The organism is Longivirga aurantiaca (genome assembly GCF_042660085.1).
Taxonomy (GTDB): Bacteria; Actinomycetota; Actinomycetes; order S36-B12; family CAIYMF01; genus Longivirga; species Longivirga aurantiaca.
Map to the genome: position 1 here is coordinate 448,847 of NZ_JBHSTI010000002.1, position 20,723 is coordinate 469,569.

Annotated in this window: 23 protein-coding genes and 1 tRNA gene; 18 read left to right on the plus strand and 6 right to left on the minus strand. The window is 73.8% G+C overall.

Annotated elements, in window-relative coordinates; translation table 11 throughout:
- Positions 1–45 precede the first annotated feature (45 nt).
- On the plus strand, positions 46–693 hold the full coding sequence (locus tag ACFQGU_RS02390) for a hypothetical protein (protein ID WP_386763749.1): 648 nt from the start codon (positions 46–48) through the stop codon (positions 691–693).
- A gap of 66 nt (positions 694–759) precedes the next feature.
- A complete protein-coding gene (locus ACFQGU_RS02395) occupies positions 760–2,430 on the plus strand; it encodes an MFS transporter (protein ID WP_386763750.1) in 1,671 nt (556 codons plus the stop codon).
- A gap of 50 nt (positions 2,431–2,480) precedes the next feature.
- Here the strand turns inward: ACFQGU_RS02395 and ACFQGU_RS02400 are convergent, their stop codons facing one another.
- Positions 2,481–3,164: a 5-formyltetrahydrofolate cyclo-ligase gene (locus ACFQGU_RS02400; protein ID WP_386763751.1), complete on the minus strand. Its 684-nt coding sequence runs from the start codon at positions 3,162–3,164 to the stop codon at positions 2,481–2,483.
- A 36-nt stretch (positions 3,165–3,200) separates the two neighbouring features.
- On the opposite strand from ACFQGU_RS02400, the gene glp reads away from it, so the two are divergent.
- The 6 genes from glp to ACFQGU_RS02430 all read left to right on the plus strand — a co-directional run bounded on the left by glp (position 3,201) and on the right by ACFQGU_RS02430 (position 7,989).
- Complete coding sequence (glp, locus tag ACFQGU_RS02405) at positions 3,201–4,418, plus strand: molybdotransferase-like divisome protein Glp (protein WP_386763752.1); 1,218 nt, start codon at positions 3,201–3,203, stop codon at positions 4,416–4,418.
- A gap of 1 nt (position 4,419) precedes the next feature.
- A complete protein-coding gene (moaC, locus tag ACFQGU_RS02410; protein WP_386763753.1) occupies positions 4,420–4,911 on the plus strand; it encodes a cyclic pyranopterin monophosphate synthase MoaC in 492 nt (163 codons plus the stop codon).
- On the plus strand, positions 4,911–5,405 hold the full coding sequence (locus ACFQGU_RS02415; RefSeq protein WP_386763754.1) for a MogA/MoaB family molybdenum cofactor biosynthesis protein: 495 nt from the start codon (positions 4,911–4,913) through the stop codon (positions 5,403–5,405). The genes moaC and ACFQGU_RS02415 overlap by 1 nt, the downstream gene beginning before the upstream one ends.
- Entirely contained in the window at positions 5,402–6,001 is a 600-nt protein-coding gene (locus tag ACFQGU_RS02420; protein ID WP_386763755.1) for a GNAT family N-acetyltransferase, read from the plus strand. Before ACFQGU_RS02415 ends, ACFQGU_RS02420 begins: the two co-directional genes overlap by 4 nt.
- A gap of 112 nt (positions 6,002–6,113) precedes the next feature.
- Positions 6,114–7,139, plus strand: coding sequence for a divisome protein SepX/GlpR (gene sepX / locus ACFQGU_RS02425; protein ID WP_386763756.1), 1,026 nt, complete (start codon positions 6,114–6,116; stop codon positions 7,137–7,139).
- Between the two features lie 148 nt (positions 7,140–7,287).
- Positions 7,288–7,989, plus strand: a complete 702-nt coding sequence (locus ACFQGU_RS02430; protein WP_386763757.1) for a hypothetical protein — start codon at positions 7,288–7,290, stop codon at positions 7,987–7,989.
- A 221-nt stretch (positions 7,990–8,210) separates the two neighbouring features.
- On the opposite strand, the gene ACFQGU_RS02435 is transcribed toward ACFQGU_RS02430, so the two are convergent.
- A tRNA-Ala gene (locus ACFQGU_RS02435) sits at positions 8,211–8,286 on the minus strand.
- A gap of 171 nt (positions 8,287–8,457) precedes the next feature.
- On the opposite strand from ACFQGU_RS02435, the gene ACFQGU_RS02440 reads away from it, so the two are divergent.
- Positions 8,458–8,970 (plus strand): hypothetical protein, encoded by a 513-nt coding sequence (locus tag ACFQGU_RS02440; protein ID WP_386763758.1) that lies wholly within the window; start codon positions 8,458–8,460, stop codon positions 8,968–8,970.
- A 43-nt stretch (positions 8,971–9,013) separates the two neighbouring features.
- Positions 9,014–9,817 (plus strand): alpha/beta fold hydrolase, encoded by an 804-nt coding sequence (locus ACFQGU_RS02445; RefSeq protein ID WP_386763759.1) that lies wholly within the window; start codon positions 9,014–9,016, stop codon positions 9,815–9,817.
- A 55-nt stretch (positions 9,818–9,872) separates the two neighbouring features.
- Here the strand turns inward: ACFQGU_RS02445 and ACFQGU_RS02450 are convergent, their stop codons facing one another.
- The 3 genes from ACFQGU_RS02450 to ACFQGU_RS02460 are packed head-to-tail and all read right to left on the minus strand — an operon-like array spanning position 9,873 to position 12,720.
- Entirely contained in the window at positions 9,873–11,429 is a 1,557-nt protein-coding gene (locus ACFQGU_RS02450) for a molybdopterin-dependent oxidoreductase (protein ID WP_386763760.1), read from the minus strand.
- A complete protein-coding gene (locus tag ACFQGU_RS02455) occupies positions 11,426–12,214 on the minus strand; it encodes a cytochrome c biogenesis CcdA family protein (RefSeq protein ID WP_386763761.1) in 789 nt (262 codons plus the stop codon). The genes ACFQGU_RS02450 and ACFQGU_RS02455 overlap by 4 nt, the downstream gene beginning before the upstream one ends.
- 2 nt (positions 12,215–12,216) lie before the next feature.
- On the minus strand, positions 12,217–12,720 hold the full coding sequence (locus tag ACFQGU_RS02460) for a thioredoxin family protein (protein WP_386763762.1): 504 nt from the start codon (positions 12,718–12,720) through the stop codon (positions 12,217–12,219).
- Between the two features lie 134 nt (positions 12,721–12,854).
- Here ACFQGU_RS02460 and ACFQGU_RS02465 point away from each other — a divergent pair, with 134 nt between their 5' ends.
- Together ACFQGU_RS02465 and ACFQGU_RS02470 are read left to right on the plus strand one after the other, a co-directional pair.
- Entirely contained in the window at positions 12,855–13,592 is a 738-nt protein-coding gene (locus tag ACFQGU_RS02465; RefSeq protein ID WP_386763763.1) for a response regulator transcription factor, read from the plus strand.
- Positions 13,589–14,602: a sensor histidine kinase gene (locus tag ACFQGU_RS02470; protein ID WP_386763764.1), complete on the plus strand. Its 1,014-nt coding sequence runs from the start codon at positions 13,589–13,591 to the stop codon at positions 14,600–14,602. The genes ACFQGU_RS02465 and ACFQGU_RS02470 overlap by 4 nt, the downstream gene beginning before the upstream one ends.
- Positions 14,603–14,659: 57 nt before the next feature.
- Here the strand turns inward: ACFQGU_RS02470 and ACFQGU_RS02475 are convergent, their stop codons facing one another.
- Positions 14,660–15,532, minus strand: coding sequence for an oxygenase MpaB family protein (locus ACFQGU_RS02475; RefSeq protein ID WP_386763765.1), 873 nt, complete (start codon positions 15,530–15,532; stop codon positions 14,660–14,662).
- 354 nt (positions 15,533–15,886) lie between these two features.
- On the opposite strand from ACFQGU_RS02475, the gene eno reads away from it, so the two are divergent.
- The 6 genes from eno (at position 15,887) to ACFQGU_RS02505 (ending at position 20,620) form a co-directional block, all read left to right on the plus strand.
- A complete protein-coding gene (gene eno, locus ACFQGU_RS02480) occupies positions 15,887–17,164 on the plus strand; it encodes a phosphopyruvate hydratase (protein WP_386763766.1) in 1,278 nt (425 codons plus the stop codon).
- 19 nt (positions 17,165–17,183) lie between these two features.
- Positions 17,184–17,678 (plus strand): FtsB family cell division protein, encoded by a 495-nt coding sequence (locus ACFQGU_RS02485; protein WP_386763767.1) that lies wholly within the window; start codon positions 17,184–17,186, stop codon positions 17,676–17,678.
- A gap of 46 nt (positions 17,679–17,724) precedes the next feature.
- On the plus strand, positions 17,725–18,228 hold the full coding sequence (locus ACFQGU_RS02490) for a DUF501 domain-containing protein (RefSeq protein ID WP_386763768.1): 504 nt from the start codon (positions 17,725–17,727) through the stop codon (positions 18,226–18,228).
- On the plus strand, positions 18,225–19,160 hold the full coding sequence (locus ACFQGU_RS02495) for a Ppx/GppA phosphatase family protein (RefSeq protein WP_386763769.1): 936 nt from the start codon (positions 18,225–18,227) through the stop codon (positions 19,158–19,160). The genes ACFQGU_RS02490 and ACFQGU_RS02495 overlap by 4 nt, the downstream gene beginning before the upstream one ends.
- Complete coding sequence (locus tag ACFQGU_RS02500) at positions 19,157–20,062, plus strand: GNAT family N-acetyltransferase (protein WP_386763770.1); 906 nt, start codon at positions 19,157–19,159, stop codon at positions 20,060–20,062. Before ACFQGU_RS02495 ends, ACFQGU_RS02500 begins: the two co-directional genes overlap by 4 nt.
- A gap of 63 nt (positions 20,063–20,125) precedes the next feature.
- Positions 20,126–20,620, plus strand: a complete 495-nt coding sequence (locus ACFQGU_RS02505) for a glutathione peroxidase (protein WP_386763771.1) — start codon at positions 20,126–20,128, stop codon at positions 20,618–20,620.
- Positions 20,621–20,723 lie beyond the last annotated feature (103 nt).

Consider the following 20,723-nt stretch of genomic DNA (forward strand, 5'->3'; position numbering starts at 1 on the left):
GCCTGCGGGGTCAAGGAGGCTGGCACCGGCGTCGAAGGCAGAACGGTGGGGATCCGCACGCTCGTGGTGGTCGGCCTGTCCGCGTGGGCCGGCTGGCTGCTCGTGCGCGGGATCCTCCTCCGCACGGTCCCGTGGATCGGCCTCGGGCTGATCGCGGTGCCGCTGGTCGTCCTCGGCGTCACCGAGCGGCAGTGGGTCGACGCCGAGCACCGCTTCAGCGCGGTCGCCCGGGCGCTGGCCCCCGGCACCGACGGCGTCCACTGCCAGCGACTGGGTGAGACCTTCACGTACGCCGGTGCCGAGCTCGGCCACGTCGACTGGGACGAGGACGGCGTGCCGACGGGGCCCGCGATGGTGTCGTACGAGACGTGCGGACGCCTCGCCGCCTACCGCAACTCCTCGGGCACCGAACGGTCCGACCCGCCGCTCGACCAGGTGATCGCCGTGCACGTGCTCACCCACGAGGCGATGCACCTGGCCGGCCGGCTCCGGGAGGCCGATGCCGAGTGCGCCGCGATGCAGCGGGACGCATGGGTAGCGCAGCAGCTGGGTGCCACCGCCGCGGAGGGGCAGGCCCTGGCCGAGACGTACTGGCGCGAGGTCTACCCGCGCATGCCCGACGCCTACACCGACGACGCGTGCACCGCCGACGGCGACCTCGACGAGACGCCGGGCGACGGGCAGTGGCCCTAGCGAGCCAGGGATACGTCACGCGCGCGAAACCACCACCCCCTATCTTCACCACCACGACATGGGGTCGTGAGGAGCGAGGTGGTCGGGGTCGTGGCGCTGCCGGTGACGCTGCGCGCCATGCAGGCGCGCACGGGCGTCCGACGCGTGCTCGTCGGCTATGCGCTCTACTGCCTCGTCGAGATGGCGATGTGGATCGGCATCATCCTGTACGCCTTCGCCGAGGGCGGGGCGGTGATGGCCGGCGTCGTCGCCGTCGCGCAGCTCGTGCCCTCCGCGGTCATCGCCCCACTGCTGGCCGGCATCGCCGAGCGCCTCCCGCGCGGGCGCGCGCTCAGCCTGGCGTACCTCGGCGTCACCGCCACCTGTGCCTGGACCCTCGCGGCGCTCGCCGCCGAGGCCGACATCTGGGTCGTGACCCTGGCAGCCGGTACGTCGGTCACCGCGATCGCGGTCGCACGCCCGCTGCACTACGCCGTGCTGCCGTCCATGGCCGTCGGCCCGGACGACCTCGTCTCCTCGATCTCGCTGTCGTCGATGGCCGAGGGGCTCGCGCTGTTCGCCGGCCCGATCCTCGCCGGCGTGGGCACCCAGGCGCTCGGCACCTGGTCGGTGGTCGCGTCCTGCACCGTCGCAGCGGCGCTCGCCACCGTGCTCGTGCTGGGGCTCGGGCTCGCGTCGTCCGCGCCGCCGCACCACGGCGGCGACGACGAGAGCCCGCTGCGCGAGGCGTTCGCGGGCTTCGCCGCGCTGCGAGGCGACCGGGGCGCGATCGCGCTCATGGTGGTGCTGACGACGTTCTTCGTCTTCATCGGCGCGATGGACGTGCTCGGCGTCGCCTACTCCGAGGACGTGCTGGGCCTCGGCCACTCCGGCTCGGGCCTGCTCATCGGCGCGGCCGGGATCGGCGCCTTCGTCGGGGCCGCGATCGCCGCGTCGTTCGTGCGCCGTCGCGAGCTGACGCCGGTCATCCTGGTCAGCGGCGTGCTCCTCGGGGCGGGGCTCGGCGCCGTGGCCCTGTTCACCGCGCTGCCCCCGGCGATGGCGGTGCTCGCCATCGGCGGCCTCGCCGGCCAGCTGCTGATGGTCGCGGGGCGCACGCTGCTGCAGCGCTCGACGGACGACTCGGTCATCGCACGCGTCTTCGCCGTCCAGGAGAGCACCTCGCTGCTCGGGCTGGCGCTCGGCTCCGCTCTCGCGCCGGTGCTGGTCGCCCTCATCTCCGCCCGTGGCGCGTTCATCCCGCTCGGCATCGGCATCGTCGCGTGCGCCTTCGTGTGCGCAGCGTTCATCCGCTCGCTCGACGCGCGCGCGGTCTACCGCCCGGTCGAGATGGAGCTGCTGCGCTCGGTGCCGTTCCTCGGCGTGCTGCCGCCGTACGAGCTCGAGCGGCTCGCGAAGACGGTCACCTGGCGCGAGGTGCCCGAGGGCACGGTCGTGGTCACCGAGGGCGAGCCCGGTCGGGACTTCTTCATCGTGGACGAGGGCTCGCTCGCCGTGCAGGTCGGCGGCGTCACCAGCCCCGAGCCGCTGACGGCTCCGGGGTGGTTCGGCGAGATCGCGCTGCTGCAGGACGTGCCGCGCACGGCCACGATCACGGCGCTCACGCCCGTGCGACTGCTGCGCATCCAGGCCGAGGACTTCCTCGCCGCCGTCACCGGCAGCCCGGACGGCCGGGCGCTCGCATCGGAGATCTCGGCGGGGCACCTCGCCCGCGACGCCGCCCGGCGAGCCACCTAGCCGCGCACAGCGGGGAGGCCTGAGCGCCTCTCAGGCGGCCTGGGGCACCTTCATCCGGAGAAGCGCCGGTAGGTGGTCGGCGTGAGGACGGCGTCGACGGGACGGTCGTGGGGCTCGTGCGGGACGGAGTCGAGCACCTCGTCGTCGTGGACGACGGCGACGAGCAGCGGGCCGCCGTCCAGGTGCTCGGGCACGTCGGCGAGGAGCCGGTCGTAGAAGCCGCCGCCCTGGCCGAGCCGGCAGCCGTCGTGACCGACCGCCAGCGCGGGCACCAGCACCACCGAGCATCCCGACGCGGCGAGGCCGGCGGCGCCCGTGCCGAGCGCGGGGTCGGCAGCAGGCTCGGGGATCGCGAGCCTGTGCGCACGCGGCACGAGGTCGTCGGAGTCCCAGCCCCAGTCGAGGCGGCCGTCGTCGCGGATCACGGGCAGCAGCACCCGTACGCCGGACAGAGCGAGGAGCGCCCGCAGCGCGCCGGTGCCCGGCTCGTCGCCGAGCGAGGCGTACGCCGCCACCACGCCACCACCCGCGGCGACCAGCGCCGTCACCTCGGGGACCGTCCCGACCCGGACTGCCAGGCCGGACGCCACCTGCTCGCGGTCCGTCGCCGACCGCGCCGCCCGGGCCGTGCGCAGCCGTCGGCGCAGGACCTTCTTGGCGTCCGCGTCGTACGCCGCCCGGCCGCCGGCGGGGTCGGGGGCGGAGGTCGGCGAGGGGTCTCCCGGCAACGTCACGAGGTCATGATCCCCTCTGCGCCGTAGGGTCGGGGGGTGCGCAGCGTCGAAGAGCATCTCCAGCGGGTCCTGGCAGGGGTCGTGCCCCTGTCCCCGTTGGACCACACCCTGCTCGACGCGCGCGGCTGCGTGCTCGCCGAGGACGTCACCGCGCCCTGGCCGCTGCCGCCGTTCGACAACTCCGCGATGGACGGCTACGCCGTGCGCGTCGAGGACGTCAAGGCCGCGAGCGACGGCAAGCCCGTCGTGCTGCGCGTCGTCGACGACGTCCCGGCCGGCTACCGCGCGAGCGTGCCCGTCACCGAGGGCACCGCGATCCGGATCATGACCGGTGCCCCGATGCCCGAGGGCGCCGAGGCCGTCGTCCCGGTCGAGTGGACCGACGGCGGCATGCCCGAGGTCACGATCATGCGCGACGTGGCGCACGGGGCGCACGTGCGCTCGCGCGGCGACGACGTCTCGCTCGGCGATGTCGTGGCGACGTCCGGCACCGTGCTCGGCCCGCGCGAGATCGCGCTGCTCGCCGCCGTCGGCCGCGGCCGCGTCTCGGTGCACCCGGCGCCGCGCGTGGTGATCCTGTCGACGGGCAGCGAGCTGGTCGAGCCGGGCACCCCGCTGCAGCCCGGCCTCATCACCGACTCGAACGGCTACACGATCGCCGCCGCCGTGCAGGAGGCCGGTGCCATCGCCTACCGCGTCGGCCCGGTGCCCGACGACGCGCCGCTGCTGCTGTCGACCATCGAGGACCAGCTCGTCCGCGCGGACATGATCGTGACGACGGGCGGCGTGAGCGCCGGCGCGTACGACACGGTGAAGGCCGTGCTCTCGCGCCTCGGCACGGTCGAGTTCACCAAGGTCGCGATGCAGCCCGGCATGCCGCAGGGCCACGGCTTCCTCGGCCCCGAGCAGACCCCGATCTTCACGCTGCCCGGCAACCCGGTGTCGGCGTACGTCTCCTTCGAGGTGTTCGTGCGGCCGGTGCTGCGCCGCATGCTCGGCCACCAGCGCATCTACCGGCCGGTCGTCCGCGCGGTGCTCACGGAGACCCTGATGTCGCCGCAGGGCAAGCGCCAGTTCGCCCGTGGCCACCTGTCGGTCGAGGAGGGCCGCTACGTCGTGCGCCCCGCCGGCGGTCAGGGCTCGCACATGCTCGGTGCCATGGCGCAGGCCAACTGCCTCGTCGTCGTCCCCGAGGACGTCACCGAGGTGAAGCCGGGCACCGCGCTCGCCGTCCTGCGCCTCGACGAGGCCTGACATGACTGCCGACCACGGACTGACGCACGTCGACGAGACCGGTGCCGCGCGCATGGTCGACGTCAGCGGCAAGGCGGTGAGCGTCCGCTCCGCCGTCGCCACCGGCCGCGTGCTGGTGTCCGACGACGTCGTCCGCGCCCTGCGCGACAGCACCGTGCCCAAGGGCGACGCGCTCGGTGTCGCGCGCATCGCCGGCATCCAGGCGGCCAAGCGCACCCCCGACCTCGTGCCGCTGTGCCACCCGATCGCGATCCACGGGGTCGTCGTCGACCTCGACGTGCACGACGACCACGTCGCCATCCGCGCCGAGGTCCGCACCGCCGACCGCACGGGGGTGGAGATGGAGGCGCTCACCTGCGTATCCGTCGCGGCGCTCGCCCTCGTCGACATGGTCAAGGCGCTCGACCCGTCGGCGACGATCACCGACATCCGCGTCGAGGAGAAGCTCGGCGGCAAGACCGGGGTCTGGCGCCGCGAGGGGCTCGAGGCCTGATGCGCGCGCTCGTCATCACGATCTCGACCCGCGCCGCAGCCGGCGTCTACGAGGACGTGTCCGGCCCGGTGCTGGTCGCGGGGCTCGAGGCGCTCGGGTTCGACGTCGCCGGCCCGACCGTGGTGCCCGACGGCCCGGAGATCGAGAGCGTGCTCCTCGGCGCCGTGCACGACCGCTTCGACGTGGTCCTCACCACCGGCGGCACCGGGCTGACGCCGAACGACGTCACGCCCGAGCACACCGCCCGCGTCATCACGCGCGAGGCCCCGGGCATCGCCGAGGCCATCCGCGCTGCCGGCGTCGCCAAGGGCGTGCCCACTGCGGCGCTGTCCCGCGGCCGGGCCGGCCTCGCCGGGGAGACCCTCATCGTCAACCTGCCCGGCTCGAAGGGTGGCGTGAAGGACGGCATGGCCGTCCTGTCGGAGCTGCTCGTGCACGCCGTGGAGCAGATCCGGGGTGGCGACCACCCCCGGACGGACGACGGCGCGGCATGACCGTCGGCTGGCCCGTCGTCCTGCGGGATGGCGACGTCGTGCTGCGGCCGCTGCGCCTGCGGGACGCCCGCGAGTGGCGCGAGGTGCGCGCCCGCAACGCCGAGTGGCTGCGGCCGTGGGAGGCCACGAGCCCGGACCCGGTGTCGGAGGCGCCCCCGACGTACGGCGCGATGGTGCGGCGCCTGCAGACCGAGGCCCGTCAGGGCCGGTCGATGCCGTTCGTCGTCGAGTTCGGGGGCGCGCTCGTCGGCCAGCTCACCGTCGGGGGCATCGCCTGGGGCTCGCTGCGCGGCGCCCACATCGGCTACTGGGTCGACCAGAGGGTCGCGGGCCGCGGGATCATGCCGACCGCCGTCGCGATGGCGAGCGACCATTGCTTCGCGATCGGCCTGCACCGCGTCGAGATCAACATCCGACCGGAGAACGTCGCCTCGCGCCGCGTCGTGGAGAAGCTGGGGTTCCGGCCGGAGGGGCTGCGTCCGGCGTACCTCCACATCGACGGCGACTGGCGCGACCACCTGTCGTTCTCCCTGACGGCAGAAGAGGTTCCGGAGGGTCTGCTCGCGCGCTGGAAGGCTGCGAACGGCTGGGCCTGACGCACATCGTCATCCGTGTGGCCGCTCACCGCTCAGCGGTGTCCGCGACACGCACCCTCAGTGACGCGTGTGATCCACGGGGTTACCGTGCCGTGACCGTAGCCTCGGGTTCGTGCAGAGCGGATCCGGCGTCCTCGGTGGATCGTGGATCTATCTCGTCATCGCCGGCATGTGGGCCCTGGTGCTCGTGCCGATGTGGCTGAAGCAGCACGACGCGAGCCGGGAGTCGAAGTCGGCCGACCGGTTCGCCCGGGCCATGGGCACCCTGCGCCGCTCGCGCGGTGAGGCCGACGCCGCGCCCGCGCAGCGCGAGGTCCTCATGCCCGGCCGCTCGGCCAAGGTGCGGGAGACCCAGGTGGTCGTCACCGGGCCGCGCGCCGAGCAGAGCGCGTCCAGCCAGGCCGCCTCGCGCCGGCGCCGGACGCTGTACGTCCTCCTCGGTCTGCTGACCGTCACGCTGCTCCTCGGCGCCTTCGGTCTGATCCCGCTCGTCGCGGCCGCCGCGCCGCTCGTGCTCGTCCTGGGCTTCCTCGTCGTCGCCCGTCGGCAGGTGACGCACGCGGCCGAGATGCGCGCGCGCCGCGAGCGCCGCGCGGCCCTCGCCGAGGCGGCCCGTGCCGCTGACGCCCACTACGCCACCGGCAGCACCGCGGCGCGTCGGGGCGGACGCGCGATGGACCCGGCCCCCATGTCGGACCGTCGCGGCGAGCTCGTCGCCGACTCCGCGTACGACGCCGTGGCCGCCACCGGCACCGACGACGCGTGGCACGCCGTCCCCACCACGCTGCCGACGTACGTCACCGCCCCCCGCGCCACGAAGATGCCGCGCGTCATCGACCTCACCCACCCCGGCGCCTGGACCGGTGCCGCGATGGTCGAGCAGGCGCGCAGCACCCTCGCCGCCGAGCCGGTCGGCGACGGCGAGATGCGCGTGGAGACCTTCGAGATCACCAAGCCGCGCGAGGGCCAGCTCGAGCAGCCCGCGCGCGAGCCTGCGGCGTACGCCGACCGCTACGTGCACGACGACGACACGTTCGAGCAGCTGGCGTCGCAGGAGGACCTCGACGCGCTGCTCGAGGACCCGCGCACCGGCGTCGACCTGCCGGGCGACGGCTACCGCCGCGCCGCCAACGGCTGACGCGCGCTTCCTGAGAACGGCCGCCTGCCCGGCAGAGGGGTCTCTCAGCGTCGTCCCAGGGTGACGGGGGTGCCTCTCACAGGTCGGGTCGGGAACGTAGGGGACGTCGAGGGCGACGAGCCCTCCCGACCTCAGGAGAACGACTCACATGAACAAGAAGCTGACGCTCGTCCTTGCCTCCACCGCCGTCGCCGGCGGTATCGCCCTCGGAGCCAGCGCCCTCCCGGCCATGGCCTCCACCACGTCGCCGAGCCCGAGCGCCTCGAGCTCCGCCGGCTCCTCCACACCGTCGGTCGACGGCAGCACCGACGCCGACCGCACCGCCGACATCCAGGCGCGGATCGCGTCCGAGCTCGCCGGCCTCGTCTCGGACGGCACCATCACCCAGGAGCAGGCCGACAAGGTCGCCGAGACCCTGGCCTCGAAGATGCCCGCCGGGGGCGGGCACGGGGGCCGCGGTGGTCACGGCGGCGGCTTCGGCGGCCTGACCGCTGCTGCGACCGCGATCGGGATCACCGAGGACGAGCTGCGCACCGAGCTCGAGGCGGGCAAGTCCGTCGCGGCCGTCGCCGAGGCCAACGGCGTCTCGGAGCAGACCGTCATCGACGCGATCATCGCCGAGGCCAAGGCCCACTTCGCCGAGGAGGTCGCCGCCGGCGAGCACACGCAGGCCGAGGTGGACGCCAAGCTGGCCGACCTGCAGACCCGCGTGACGACCATGGTCGAGACCGAGGGCCTGCCCGAGCGCGGCGGCCGCGGCGGTCACGGCCCCGACGGCGACGGCGGTTCCAGCACCCTCACGCCGAACAGCACCACCTCGTCGTCGGCCACGGCCAGCTCGGCCGCCTGACGCACGCCCGCTCGACCCGCCTCGTCCCCTGACGTGGTCCTCTCCCGCCCGCTCTCCCCGGGCACCGACGGCCGGCCTGCCTCCCCAGCAGGTCGGCCGTCGCCGATTCGGTAGTGGAATCTCGTCACCTGCGCCGAGATTCCACTACCCAATCGGTGGGTCCCCTCAGCTGAGAAGGGATCAGGCTCCGACCCGACGAGCGTGGGACGGAGCCTGATCCATGGTGGAGCTGAGGGGACTCGAACCCCTGACCCCCTCGATGCGAACGAGGTGCGCTACCAGCTGCGCTACAGCCCCTTGCGGTGAGGAGAGGGTAGCAAGGCACCGGCAGGCTGCCCAAACCGGATCGATCTGCCGCCGAGCAGCTGTCGCCGGCGCGACTCCGGCGTACGGCGGGAGCAGGCTGGAGGTGGGACGGGAGCATCCGGGACGCCGGACGCACGGACCCGCCTCGCGAGGAGGTGCGTCATGAGCACCGTCAGCTCCGGTCCGGTCCTCCACCACCCCCACCCGGCCGTGCGGGTCATCGGCCACGTCGCGGCGGTGGTCGGCGGGGGCCTCGTGCTCCTCAACGTCGCCTTCGCGGCGTACGCAGCCCTGTTCCAGGTCGTGCGTCGTGTCGGGGCCGTACTGGTGGGTGGAGGCACTCCCACCGAGACGGCGCTGCTGACCGCGAACGTCGTCGTCCTGGCAGCCTGGCTCATCGCGGTCCGCTGGGTGACGGTCTGGTCGCTGCGGCGCTGGCCGACAGGGCTCGCAACCGCTGCCTGGCTGGCGGTGCCGACGGCGAGCGTGCTGCTGCCCATCGGGATCGCGCTCGTCGACTACCCGGTCGCCGTCACGCTCACCCTGTGCGGGGTCCTGGTCGTCGGGGTGCTCTGGCTGATGGCGCGCACCCACCAGCCGTGGGAGCAGCTGCTGTCCGTCGCGTGGGTCGCCGGCGCCCTGGCTGCGATCGTGCTCCTGGGCATCGACATCTGACCCGTGCGTCCGCGTGACCGCGGCACCCGCGATGATGCGTGCCGTGGACGGGCTGAGCATCGACGTCGTCGGCGAGGGCGCGCCCGTGGTCCTGCTGCACGGCGCCCTGGGCTGGGGGGCGCAGACCTTCGCCGAGCAGTATGTGCTCGCCGACACCTATCGCCTGCATGTCGTCGACCGTCGCGGGTACGGCGCCTCTCCGCATCAGGGCGCGGTCGGGTGGCCCGTCGACGTACCGGACCTGCTCGCGCTTCTCGAGCAGCTCGGCGGTGCGCACGTGCTCGGGCACTCGTACGGCGGCGTGGTCGCGCTGATGGCCGCAGGGCAGCGGCCCGACCTCGTGCGGTCGCTCGTCGTCGTCGAGCCGCCGATGTACGGGATCAGCGACCATCCCGAGGCCCAGTCGCTCACCGCCGACCTCTGGGGCCTCGCCGAGCGGGCGCCGCACCAGGACGGCGCGGAGTTCTTCGCCGACTGGGCCGACCTCGTCCTCGGCCTGCACCCGCGCCTGGTGTCGATCACGGTCAACGGCTGGAGCGACCTCGACCGCATCGCCGCCGAGGCAACGCGGGTCGAGGCGATGCCGCTCGACCCCCCGGTCGACTGGGACGGCGTACGACGGGTGAGCGGCCCCACTGTCGTGGCGTCCGGTGCCTGGCCGCCCGAGAACGCCCGCGCCGCAACCGATCCCAAGCGGCTGCGCGCCGCGGCTGCCTTCCGGGAGACCGCGCGCGAGGTGGCCGAGCGGCTCGGCGTGCCGATCACGCAGTTCGACGCGTCCGGCCACAACCCGCAGCTCACCGAGGCGGCGGCGTTCAACTCGCTGCTCCGGCGTACCTGGGGCTGACGCCTCACGCACCGATGTGCCAGAAACCGCAAGGGTTTTCTGGCAGTTCGGTGGGTCAGGCGGGGCCGCCGACCTCGACGGTGATCTCGTGCAGGCCGGCTGACGCGCCCGGGAAGATGGGACGCTCCGCTTCGGTCTGCCAGGTGCCGTCGCTGCTCCGCGCGCGGCACTCGAGGGTGTGCGGGCCCGGGGTCGCGGGCCACTGCCACGACCACAGCCGCCACGAGTCGTCGCCGACGTCGGAGGCGAGGACGGCGTCCTCCCACGCACCGCCGTCGACGCGCACCTGAACGGCCTCGATCCCGCGGTGCTGGTGCCAGGCCCGACCGCCGACCGCGACCGTGCCGCCCGTGATCAGCGTGCGGTTGCGAGGCACGTCGATCCGCGACGACAGCTCGATCGTCCCGTCGGCCGACCAGCCACGAGCCAGCCAGAAGGGCACCGTCTCCTGCAGCGTCGTCAGCCGGATAGCGCTGAGCCACTTGGTCGCCGAGACGTAGCCGTAGAGCCCGGGGACGACGAGCCGCGCGGGGAACCCGTGCTTCACGGGCAGCGGCTCGCCGTTCATGGCGTAGGCGATCATCGCGTCGCGGCCGTCGTCGAGGACCGACAGCGGGAAGCCGGCGGTGAATCCGTCGACCGACTCGCCCACGAGCGCGTCGGCGTCGGGCCGCACGCCCACCGTGGCGAGGACGTCGCTGAGCCGCACGCCCTGCCACCTCGCGTTGCCGACGAGGTCACCGCCGACCTCGTTGCTGACGCAGGTGAGAGTCACGTGCCGCTCGATGCTCGGCAGCGCGAGCAGGTCGGCGTACGACAGCGTGAGGGGCGTGGCGACGCGCCCGTCGACGGTGAGCGACCAGCTCTCGACGTCCACCGCGGGCGTCACGAGCGCGGTGTCGATCTGGTAGAAATCCGCGTTCGGTGTGACGGCGGGTGCGAGGCCGGGCACCGCCGGGTCGACGCCGGCAGGCAGCGGCTTCGCGGGATCGGTGGGCTTCGGCAGCCCGATCGCGGCGCGCACGGTGTCGACCGCCGCCGCGCTCCCTCGCCGCGCTGCCGCTGCTATGCCGACGCCGACGGCGCCAGCAGCCGCCAGCACGGCGGCGAGCTGCAGGAACGCGCGGCGGTCGAGCGCTCCCGCAGGAGTGGATCGCATCGTGGGGCGGGTCGGGCTCAGCACGAGGCGTGTCCAGGCGAGGGCGCCGACCCCCACGCCGACGGCGAGGGCGATCGCGAGGGTGACGGCGTCCTGCACATTGCCTGTGAAGCAGAGCAGCCACGTGACGAGCCCGCCGGCGGCGAAGACCCACGGCACCCGCTCCGGCTTCGCGAACCAGCCGACGAGCGCGCCCACGATCACGACACCGAGGACGATGCCGAGCACGAGCAGCGGCTTGTCGGCCGTGCCGACCGCGCCGATAAGCGTCTCGCGCAGGCCGTCGGGCGTGTTCTCGATGATGCGGTCGGCGAACGCCGCCGTGGGGCTGGGAGCGCCCGGCAGGATCAGCCCGGCCACCTCGGCGGCGCCGAGACCGGCGAGCGCGGAGGCGCCGCCCGCCAGCGTGAGCCGCGCCGGGTCGCGCCTGGCCTCGGCCTGGACCTCGCTCATGCGGACCCCTCCGGGAGGAAGCCGGAGTCGAGGTTCCACGGCTGGATGGGGGAGTGCTCGAGGATCCAGGCCTGCAGGTCGCGGTCCCAGCCGAGTGCGACGGCGACCCCGACGAGGATGAAGACCAGCCCGAGCCCGCGCCGGAACCTGCCGTGCGGGTCGGCCGCCCAGCCGAGCCTGGCGATGACCCGCTGGCCCGCGAGGGCGACGACCAGAAGCGTGCCCGCGAGGCCGACGACGTAGATCGTCAGCAGCACGAGGCCGTCGACGGGCGAGGCGGGCAGGACCGTGACGAGGACGTACGCGTAGAGCGGCGAGCACGACGTGAAGACCGGACCGAGTGCCGCACCCGTGAGGACGGCGCCTGCGGTGCCGTCACGATCGGCGGCCGCGGCGAGGCGCGCGGTGCTGCGCCCCTGGAGCCCGAGCCGACCGGACACCCTGTCCCAGGCCGTGGGGAACAGCATGGCCGCGCCGAGGGCGACGAGGATGCCGCCCGAGAGCCAGGACCACACCTCGGGCGGGATGCCCAGCAGTGCGGTCGTCGCGCGCAGCAGCAGGGTGAACGCCAGCACCGACACGGCGAGCGATCCGGCCACCACCAGCGCGCGCCGTGTGCCCGGGGAGACGCGTTGCCTCACAGCGACAGATCCCGCGGCGTGATCCGCACCGGTCGTCGGAGCGACCGAGCCGCCCACGATGACGGGCAGCAGGGGGAGCACGCACGGGGCGAGGGTCGTGAGGACGCCTGCCGCGAGCGCCCCCAGGAGGACGACAGGATCCACGGTCAGGCGACCTTCCCGGCGATCTCGCCGCCGGTGTAGGTGCCCGTCCAGGCGCCGATCTTCGCGCCGGAGGCGTCGACCTGGACGAAGGTGTGCTGCACGGTCACGCCGTACTGCTGGCGCAGTGCCGTCTCGCTGTCGAAGTCGAGCTTCACCACGGTGAGCCCGTCCGGCAGCGACGCGGGATCGGCCGTGAGGTTGGAGTCGGTCTCGCGGCACTTGGGGCACCAGTCGGCGTGGAAGAACAGCACCACCGGTCCGGAGGAGAACGCCTCCTTGTCGGCCGTGTAGTCGGCGTACGTCACGTAGCCGTCGCGAGCCTCGGCCGCGGGCGTCGTGGCCGACGCCGACGGTGAGCCGGACGTCGCCGGAGCGGTGGAGGAGGAGGCCGAACCGGCTGTCGACGCCGGTGCCGCCGAGCCCCCGGAGGTGGTCGTGCCGCAGGCGCCGAGCAGCAGCCCGACGGCGATCAGAGCGGGCAGGGCTCGTGCGGTGTGCGAAGTCATCGGCTTCTCCTCGGTCGAAGTGTTACCAGTGGAACTCATCCGCGCACCCGGGAGGTCCCTCGAGCGCTTACGGACCGATGACGTCGTGCTCCGGGCCGCTGTCGCGGCGCATCCGCGGTCCGTACGCTGCGCAGGTGCCTCGCGTCCTTGTCGTCGACGACGACCTCACCGTGGCCGAGGTCGTCCTCGGCTACCTCCGACGCGACGGGTTCGAGGCCGCGCACGCGGCAGATGGCCTCGCCGCTCTCGCGATCGCCGAGCAGGCACCGCCCGACCTCGTCGTGCTCGACCTCATGCTGCCCGGGATCGACGGGCTCGAGGTGTGCCGCAGGCTGCGTGCGGCGAACCCCTCCCTCCCGGTGGTCATGCTCACCGCGCGCGGCGAGGAGGAGGACCGCATCGCGGGCCTCGAGGTGGGCGCGGACGACTACGTGGTGAAGCCGTTCAGCCCGCGCGAGCTCGCCCTGCGCGTGCGCTCGGTGCTGCGCCGCACGGAGCCGCGGACTGCGGCCGAGGCCGATCCGGTGCTCGTGGACGGCGATCTGCGCGTCGACACCGCCGCACGCGCCGCCACCCAGGGCGGCGCACCGCTCGCGCTCACGACGCGCGAGTTCGACCTGCTGTCGCACCTGCTCGCGAACCCCGGCCGGGCGATGTCGCGCGAGGACCTGCTGCGCGACGTGTGGGGCTGGGACTTCGGCGACCTCTCGACCGTGACCGTGCACGTGCGCCGGCTGCGCGAGAAGGTCGAGGCTGATCCCGCGACGCCGACCCGCCTCGTCACGGTGTGGGGCGTCGGCTACCGCTGGGACCCTGCTGCGTCCTCCGCCGGTGAGGCGCTCGCGCAGACCTACGGGGGCCCGGAGGAGTGACGCTCGACTTCGCGCTGGCCGCGCAGGCTGCGCTCGCCGCTGCCGTCGTGGGAGTGCTGGGCGTGCTGGGGGTTCTCCTGCTCGCCCGTCGGTCGCCCCGCTGGGCGGCGGTGCTGACACCCGTGATCGTGGTGCTCGCGGTCGCGGCGGGCGTGCTGGCGGGCGCGCGCTCGATGGTGCTCGAGGGCGCAGACCTCGCGGTCGTCTGGACCGTCCTGCTCGCGGTCGTGCCGGTCGCGCTCGTGGTCGGCGTGGTGCTCGCGCGGCGCACGATGGGCCTGCAGCGCGAGATCGAGCGCGAGGCCGCCGCGCGGGCGATGGAGGCCGAGGTCGAGGCGCGTCGGCGCGAGATGGTCGCGTGGGTCTCGCACGACCTCCGCACGCCGCTGGCCGGCATCCGCGCGATGACCGAGGCGCTCGAGGACGGCGTGGCGCCCGATCCGTCGGCGTACCACCGGAGGATCCGCGAGGAGGTCGACCGGCTCGCGGCGATGGTCGACGACCTGCTCGCGCTGTCGCGGCTGCAGTCGGGCCAGCTCGAGCTGTCGCGGTCGCTGCTGCCGCTGCGCGACCTGGTGTCGGACACGCTGGCCGGTGCCGAGCCTCTGGCCCGCGAGCGCGGCGTGGCCGTGTCCGGCACGTGCGACGACGCGGTGACGGCGTACGTCGACGAGGCGGCGCTCTCGCGCGCGCTGACCAACCTCGTGGTGAACGCCGTGCGCTACACGCCGTCGGGCGGTTCGGTGCGGATCGAGGCGGCGTCGGACGGCGCGGTCACGGCGCTGCGCGTCGTCGACACGTGCGGCGGCATCCCCGCGGACGACCTGCCGCGTGTGTTCGAGGCCGGGTGGCGCGGCACGGTCGCGCGCACCCCGGGGGCCACGAGCGGCGCGGGGCTCGGGCTCGCCGTCGTACGAGGCCTGGCCGACGCCCTCGACGGCTCCGTCACCGCCGCCAACACCCCCACCGGCTGCGTCTTCACCCTCACCGTCCCGGCCACCGCCCCCTGACCGCGCTCGGGTGACCCCTCGGGTCGATGGTGGAGGGCGCGGGGAACGTGCTGCGGGTCAGGCGGCGGGAGCGTCCGCCAGGTCGAGGCGGATGCGTGCGGCGGCGAGGTGCGGGTTGGTGCGCCGTGCCTCGGGCACCGCGAGCAGCGCAGTACGCAGCGCCCGCGCGGTGAGCGACGCCGACAGATCGGTGGTCGGCAGGCCGGGCAGCGCGAACATCCGGCGCGACCAGCGCGGCATGAGGCCGAACCCGGTGAGCGCGAGCGTCGTCCACGCCGGGCGGGCCGGGGTCAGCAGCTGCACGCGCGGCGCCATCGGCGGCCAGATCAGGTCGCGCACCGACTCGCGCGTCTCCGGCGTCACCTCGAGCTGCGGCTTCATCCGCTCGAAGTACGCCGACAGCTCGGCGACCGAGGCCGGCACGGTGTCGAGGTCGCAGCCGACGAGGCGCGCGGCCTCGACCTGCTCGAGCACGTACTGGTCGGCCTCTGCGTCGGTCAAGGGTGCGCCGGAGCGACGGTGACCCACGAGCCAGGAGTCGACCGCGCCGCAGTGCACCCACAGCAGCCAGTCGGGCCGGTCGAGACCCAGCTTGCGGTGGACGAAACGCACGCGGGTGGCGGTCTTCTCGGCCTCGGCCCGGGTGCCGTACGTGATGGCGTTGACGTAGGCGCCGGTCCGCGCGAGCCGGCCCCAGGGGTCCTCGCGGGTGGAGGTGATGTCGTGGAACGAGCGCATGACGTCCGGGTGCAGCGCCTGCAGGATCAGCGCCCGGATGCCGCCGACGACGTTCGCGGGGTCGTGGTGCACGCGCCAGGAGACGCTGTCGGGGCCGAAGAAGCCCGGGTCCGGCGTCGCCTGGTCGAGCGACTCCATCGGGGTGAAGCCGCTGCGGATCCCGGTGCGGGGGCGCTCGAAGGTCTCGGACATGGTGCTCCCAGGGTGCCCCTTCCCCGCGCCGGGCGCACGGCGGACGGGCTCGACGCCGCGTCGATGGGGGAGCCCGGTTGCCCCGCCGTGGGCCGGGGGCAGCCGTATCCGGCACGTACGGGGAGTGGCGGGCGAGACATCGGGGCGTGAGCGGTGGTGGTCCGGCTGGCGGGCTCGGGCCGATAGGGTCGGGGTGACCGGTTCGTGACCGTGCAGCCAGCACCGTGCTCGGTGAGCGTCCGGCCGCCGCACCCGTGGCGCCTCCTGGCAACGTCGCCGAGGCCGTGGACGGCTGCGGCAGACGAGCCCGTCCGCAGCGCCGCTGCGGAGCACAGCGACACCCTGGAGCTACCTGTGGCCAGCATCGACGCCGTCATCGCCCGCGAGATCCTCGACTCCCGCGGCAACCCCACCGTCGAGGTGGAGGTCGGCCTGGACGACGGCACCGTCGCCCGCGCAGCAGTCCCCTCCGGCGCCTCGACCGGCGCCTTCGAGGCCGTCGAGCTCCGTGACGGCGGCGACCGCTACGGCGGCAAGGGCGTGGAGAAGGCAGTCCTCGCGGTCGAGGACGAGATCGCCCCCGAGATCCTCGGGTTCGACGCCACCGAGCAGCGCCTCATCGACCAGGTGATGATCGACCTCGACGGCACCCCCAACAAGGAGCGCCTCGGCGCCAACGCGATCCTCGGCGTCTCGCTCGCTGTCGCGAAGGCCGCCTCGGACTCCGCCGGCCTGCCGCTCTTCCGCTACATCGGCGGCCCGAACGCGCACACCCTGCCTGTCCCGATGATGAACATCATGAACGGCGGGTCGCACGCCGACTCCGACGTCGACATCCAGGAGTTCATGATCGCGCCGATCGGCGCCGAGTCGTTCCGCGAGGCGCTGCGGATGGGCGCGGAGGTCTACCACGCGCTCAAGTCGGTGCTGAAGAAGGAGGGCCTCGCGACCGGCCTCGGCGACGAGGGCGGCTTCGCCCCCAACCTGCCGAGCAACCGCACCGCGCTCGACCTCATCGCCAAGGCCGTCGACATCGCCGGCTACACGCTCGGCACGGACATCGCGCTCGCGCTCGACGTCGCGGCCAGCGAGTTCTACAACGACGGCGTCTACACGTTCGAGGGTGCGACCAAGACCGCCGAGGAGATGTCGGCGTACTACACGCAGCTCGTCGCTGACTACCCGCTCGTCTCGATCGAGGACCCGCTGAACGAGGACGACTGGGACGGCTGGAAGACCCTCACCGACGCGATCGGCTCCCAGGTCCAGATCGTCGGCGACGACCTGTTCGTCACCAACCCCGAGCGGCTCGCCCGCGGCATCGCGTCCGACACCGCCAACGCGCTGCTCGTGAAGGTCAACCAGATCGGCACGCTCACCGAGACGCTGGACGCCGTCACCATGGCCCACCGTGCCGGCTACCGCTGCATGATGAGCCACCGCTCGGGCGAGACCGAGGACGTCACCATCGCCGACCTCGCGGTCGCGGTGGACGCCGGCCAGATCAAGACCGGTGCCCCGGCCCGTTCGGAGCGCGTGGCGAAGTACAACCAGCTGCTGCGCATCGAGGAGGAGCTCGACGACGCGGCGCGCTACGCCGGTCGCGGCGCCTTCCCGCGTTTCCACGGCTGATCGCGGCACACTCGTACGCATGACGGGGCCGTCGCAGCGTGCCGCGGAGCGCCAGGCGGCGCGCCGCGGGGCTGCGACGTCCCCGTCCGCACGAGGTCGCGTCCGGTCGGTCGCGACCGCCGTGCGCGACCGCCCGACCCTCACCGGGCGCGCCGTCGTCCTCGCCGCCATCCTCGGCATGCTCGTGCTCACCCTCGCCGTGCCGCTGCGCGAGCTCGTCGCCCAGCGCGCGGAGATCAACGCGCTGCGCGCCGCGAACCAGGCTGCGTCGGCCCGCGTGGCCGAGCTCGTCCTGCGCGAGGAGCGGCTGAAGGACCCGGCGTACGTCACCTCGCTCATCCGCGAGCGGCTGCACTACGTGCTCCCCGGCGAGGTCGGCTACGTCGTCCTCGACCCCGAGGAGGCGCCGGCGCCGGCGAAGGCGGGCGCGAAGGCCCCCGCGAACCCGTGGTACGCCACGCTGTGGTCGTCGGTGCAGTCCGCCGACCAGGCAGCCGGTGCCGCGTCGCGCTGACGCGCCCGTCACTGCCGCCTGCTCGCGGCTCTGGAAGGCTTGCCCCATGACCGACGCGCCGTCCCCCGACGACCTCGCCGCCATCGCCCGCCAGCTCGGGCGCGAGCCGCGCGGCGTGCGCCGGGTGGCCCACCGCTGCTCGTGCGGCGACCCGGACGTGGTGGAGACCGAGCCGCGGCTGCCCGACGGCACCCCGTTCCCGACGATGTACTACCTCACCTGCCCGCGCGCGGCCGGCCTGATCGGCACCCTCGAGGCCGGCGGCACGATGCGCGCGATGCAGGACCGCCTCGCCGACGACCCCGGCCTCGCGGCTGCGTACTCCGCGGCGCACGAGGCCTACCTCGCGGCCCGCGAGGAGATCGCGCACGTCGAGGAGATCGCGGGCATCACCGCCGGCGGCATGCCGTCCCGGGTGAAGTGCCTGCACGTGCTGGTGGGCCACTCCCTCGCCGCCGGGCCCGGCGTGAACCCCTTCGGCGACGAGGCCCTCGCCCTCCTGCCCGACTGGGGTGCGTCCGGCCCGTGCACGCGGGACGAGACCGCGTGAGCGCGGTGCGCGTCGCCGCGATCGACTGCGGCACCAACGCCATCCGGCTGCTCGTCGCCGACGTCGACCTCGAGGCGGGAACGCTCGTCGATGTCGACCGCCGCATGGAGATCGTGCGGCTCGGCGAAGGGGTCGACGCCACCGGTCGACTGTCCGAGGGAGCGCTCGCGCGCACGTTCGCGGCGTGCGAGACCTACGGGGCCCTGATCACGTCGTACGGCGCGATCCGCGTGCGGTTCGTGGCCACGTCGGCCTCGCGCGACGCGAGCAACCGCGCGGACTTCGTCGCCGGCGTGCTCGCGCGGATCGGCGTCGAGCCCGAGGTGATCTCGGGCGACGAGGAGGCTGCGCTGTCGTTCACCGGCGCGACGCGCGGGCTGGTCGGCGCGGAGCCGCCGTACCTCGTGGTCGACATCGGCGGCGGCTCGACCGAGTTCGTCCTCGGCACGAGCGTGCCGGTGGCGGCGCGCAGCGTCGACATCGGATGCGTGCGGATGACCGAGCGCCACGTGCGGCACGATCCGCCGACCCCTGCCGAGGTGGCCGGTATCGTCGCCGACGTCGATGCGGCGATATCCTTTGCAGCAGAGGCGGTTCCGCTCTCCGAGGTGCGCACGCTGGTCGGGCTCGCAGGCTCGGTCACCACCGCCGCCGGCATCGCGCTCGACCTTCCCGAGTACGACTCGGCGCTCATCCACGGATCGCGGATCAGCGCGGCGGACGTGGACGCCGTGTCGGAGCGGCTGCTCGCGCTCGGCCACGACGAGCGCTCGGCGATCGGCGTCATGCACCCCGGCCGCGTCGATGTCATCAACGCCGGCGTCCTCGTGCTGCGCCGGATCATGCACCGCACCGGAGTGCCCGAGGTGCTCGTCTCCGAGCACGACATCCTCGACGGCATCGCCTGGGCGCTGGCCGAGCCCGGGGCATGAGCGGCTGGCGCATCGAGGCGCGCGACCCCTCCGACCCGGCTGCGGTCGCCGCGGTCGCGGCGTACTCGGCCGAGCTCGACTCGCTGCTCGGCGCGTCGTCGCCCACCATCAGCGACCCGCGTCTCGACGACTACCGCGCACCCGGTGGCACGTTCCTGCTCGTGGTCTCCGACGACGGCGCCGTGCTCGGATGCGCGGGGCTGCGGACGATCCAGACCGACGCGTACGGCGACGTCGCGGAGATCAAGCGCATGTGGGTCTCGCCGTTGCTGCGCGGGCAGGGGGCCGGGAGGGCGCTGCTCGAACGGCTGCACGAGGAGACGCGGCACCTCGGCCTGGGGTCGGTGGTGCTCGACAGCAAGCGCGAGCTCCACGACGCCCGCCGCCTCTACCTGGCTGCCGGGTACGCCGAGGTCGGGCGCTACAACGACAACGCGGACGCCACCGTGTGGATGCGCCTCGATCTCGGCGTGCGCCGGCCGACGTACGCCGCGGTGCTGCTCGTGGACGCCGAGGGCCGGGTGCTGCTGCAGCACCGGGACGAGCACGCGCCGCGCGCGCCGCTGCAGTGGGGGATGGTCGGCGGTGCGGTCGAGGCCGGCGAGTCGCCCGAGCAGGCGGCGTACCGCGAGCTGCTCGAGGAGACGGGCTTGGCGCCCGCCTCCGGGGAGCTCGCGCTCTGGCGGTCCGAGGCGTTCGCGTGGTCGGACGGGTCGATGGCCGACTACCACCTCTACGTCGCCCCGACCGCGGCGACCGACGCCGACGTCGTGCTGGGGGAGGGGCTCGCGATCGTGTTCGTGACGCCCGACGAGATCCAAGCGCTGCCGCTCACCGAGAGCGGCGAGCACTTCCTCACCGCGTTCCTCGGCTCGCCCGCGTACCGCGCACTGCTCGGCTGAGCTGTGGCGTGCGCCACGGCCCGTGGCGTTGCGCGTTCAACGACCCGTGGTGAGGGTGGGGGCATGACCGACGTGCGACCGATCCCGCTGACCCTGCTCGACGGCTCCGCCACGACCCTCGGCGAGGTGGCCGGCGACGGGCCGGTCCTCGTGGTCAACGTGGCGAGCCGGTGCGGCCTCACGCCGCAGTACGCCGCGCTCGAGGAGCTCGCGCGCACGTACGGGCCGCGTGGGCTGACGGTGCTCGGTGCCCCGTGCAACCAGTTCCTCGGGCAGGAGCCGGGCAGCAACGAGGAGATCGCCGAGTTCTGCTCGATGACCTACGGCGTCACGTTCCCCCTCACCGACAAGGTCGAGGTCAACGGCGAGGGCAGGCACCCGCTGTTCGCCCAGCTGACGGCCGCCGCGGACGCCGAGGGCCACACCGGCGACGTCCGCTGGAACTTCGAGAAGTGGCTCGTCTCGCGCGACGGCGAGGTCGTCGCCAGGTTCGCGCCGATCACCAAGCCGGACGCCGCCGAGGTGGTCGCTGCGGTCGAGGCATCGCTCGAGGCCTGACCGCACGGTGAGACGTCCGGCACACACCGAATCGCTCAGGCCCACGTCGTCGCAGGTCACAGCCTGATGCGAACGATTCGCATTGGGATTGCTGGACTTGCGG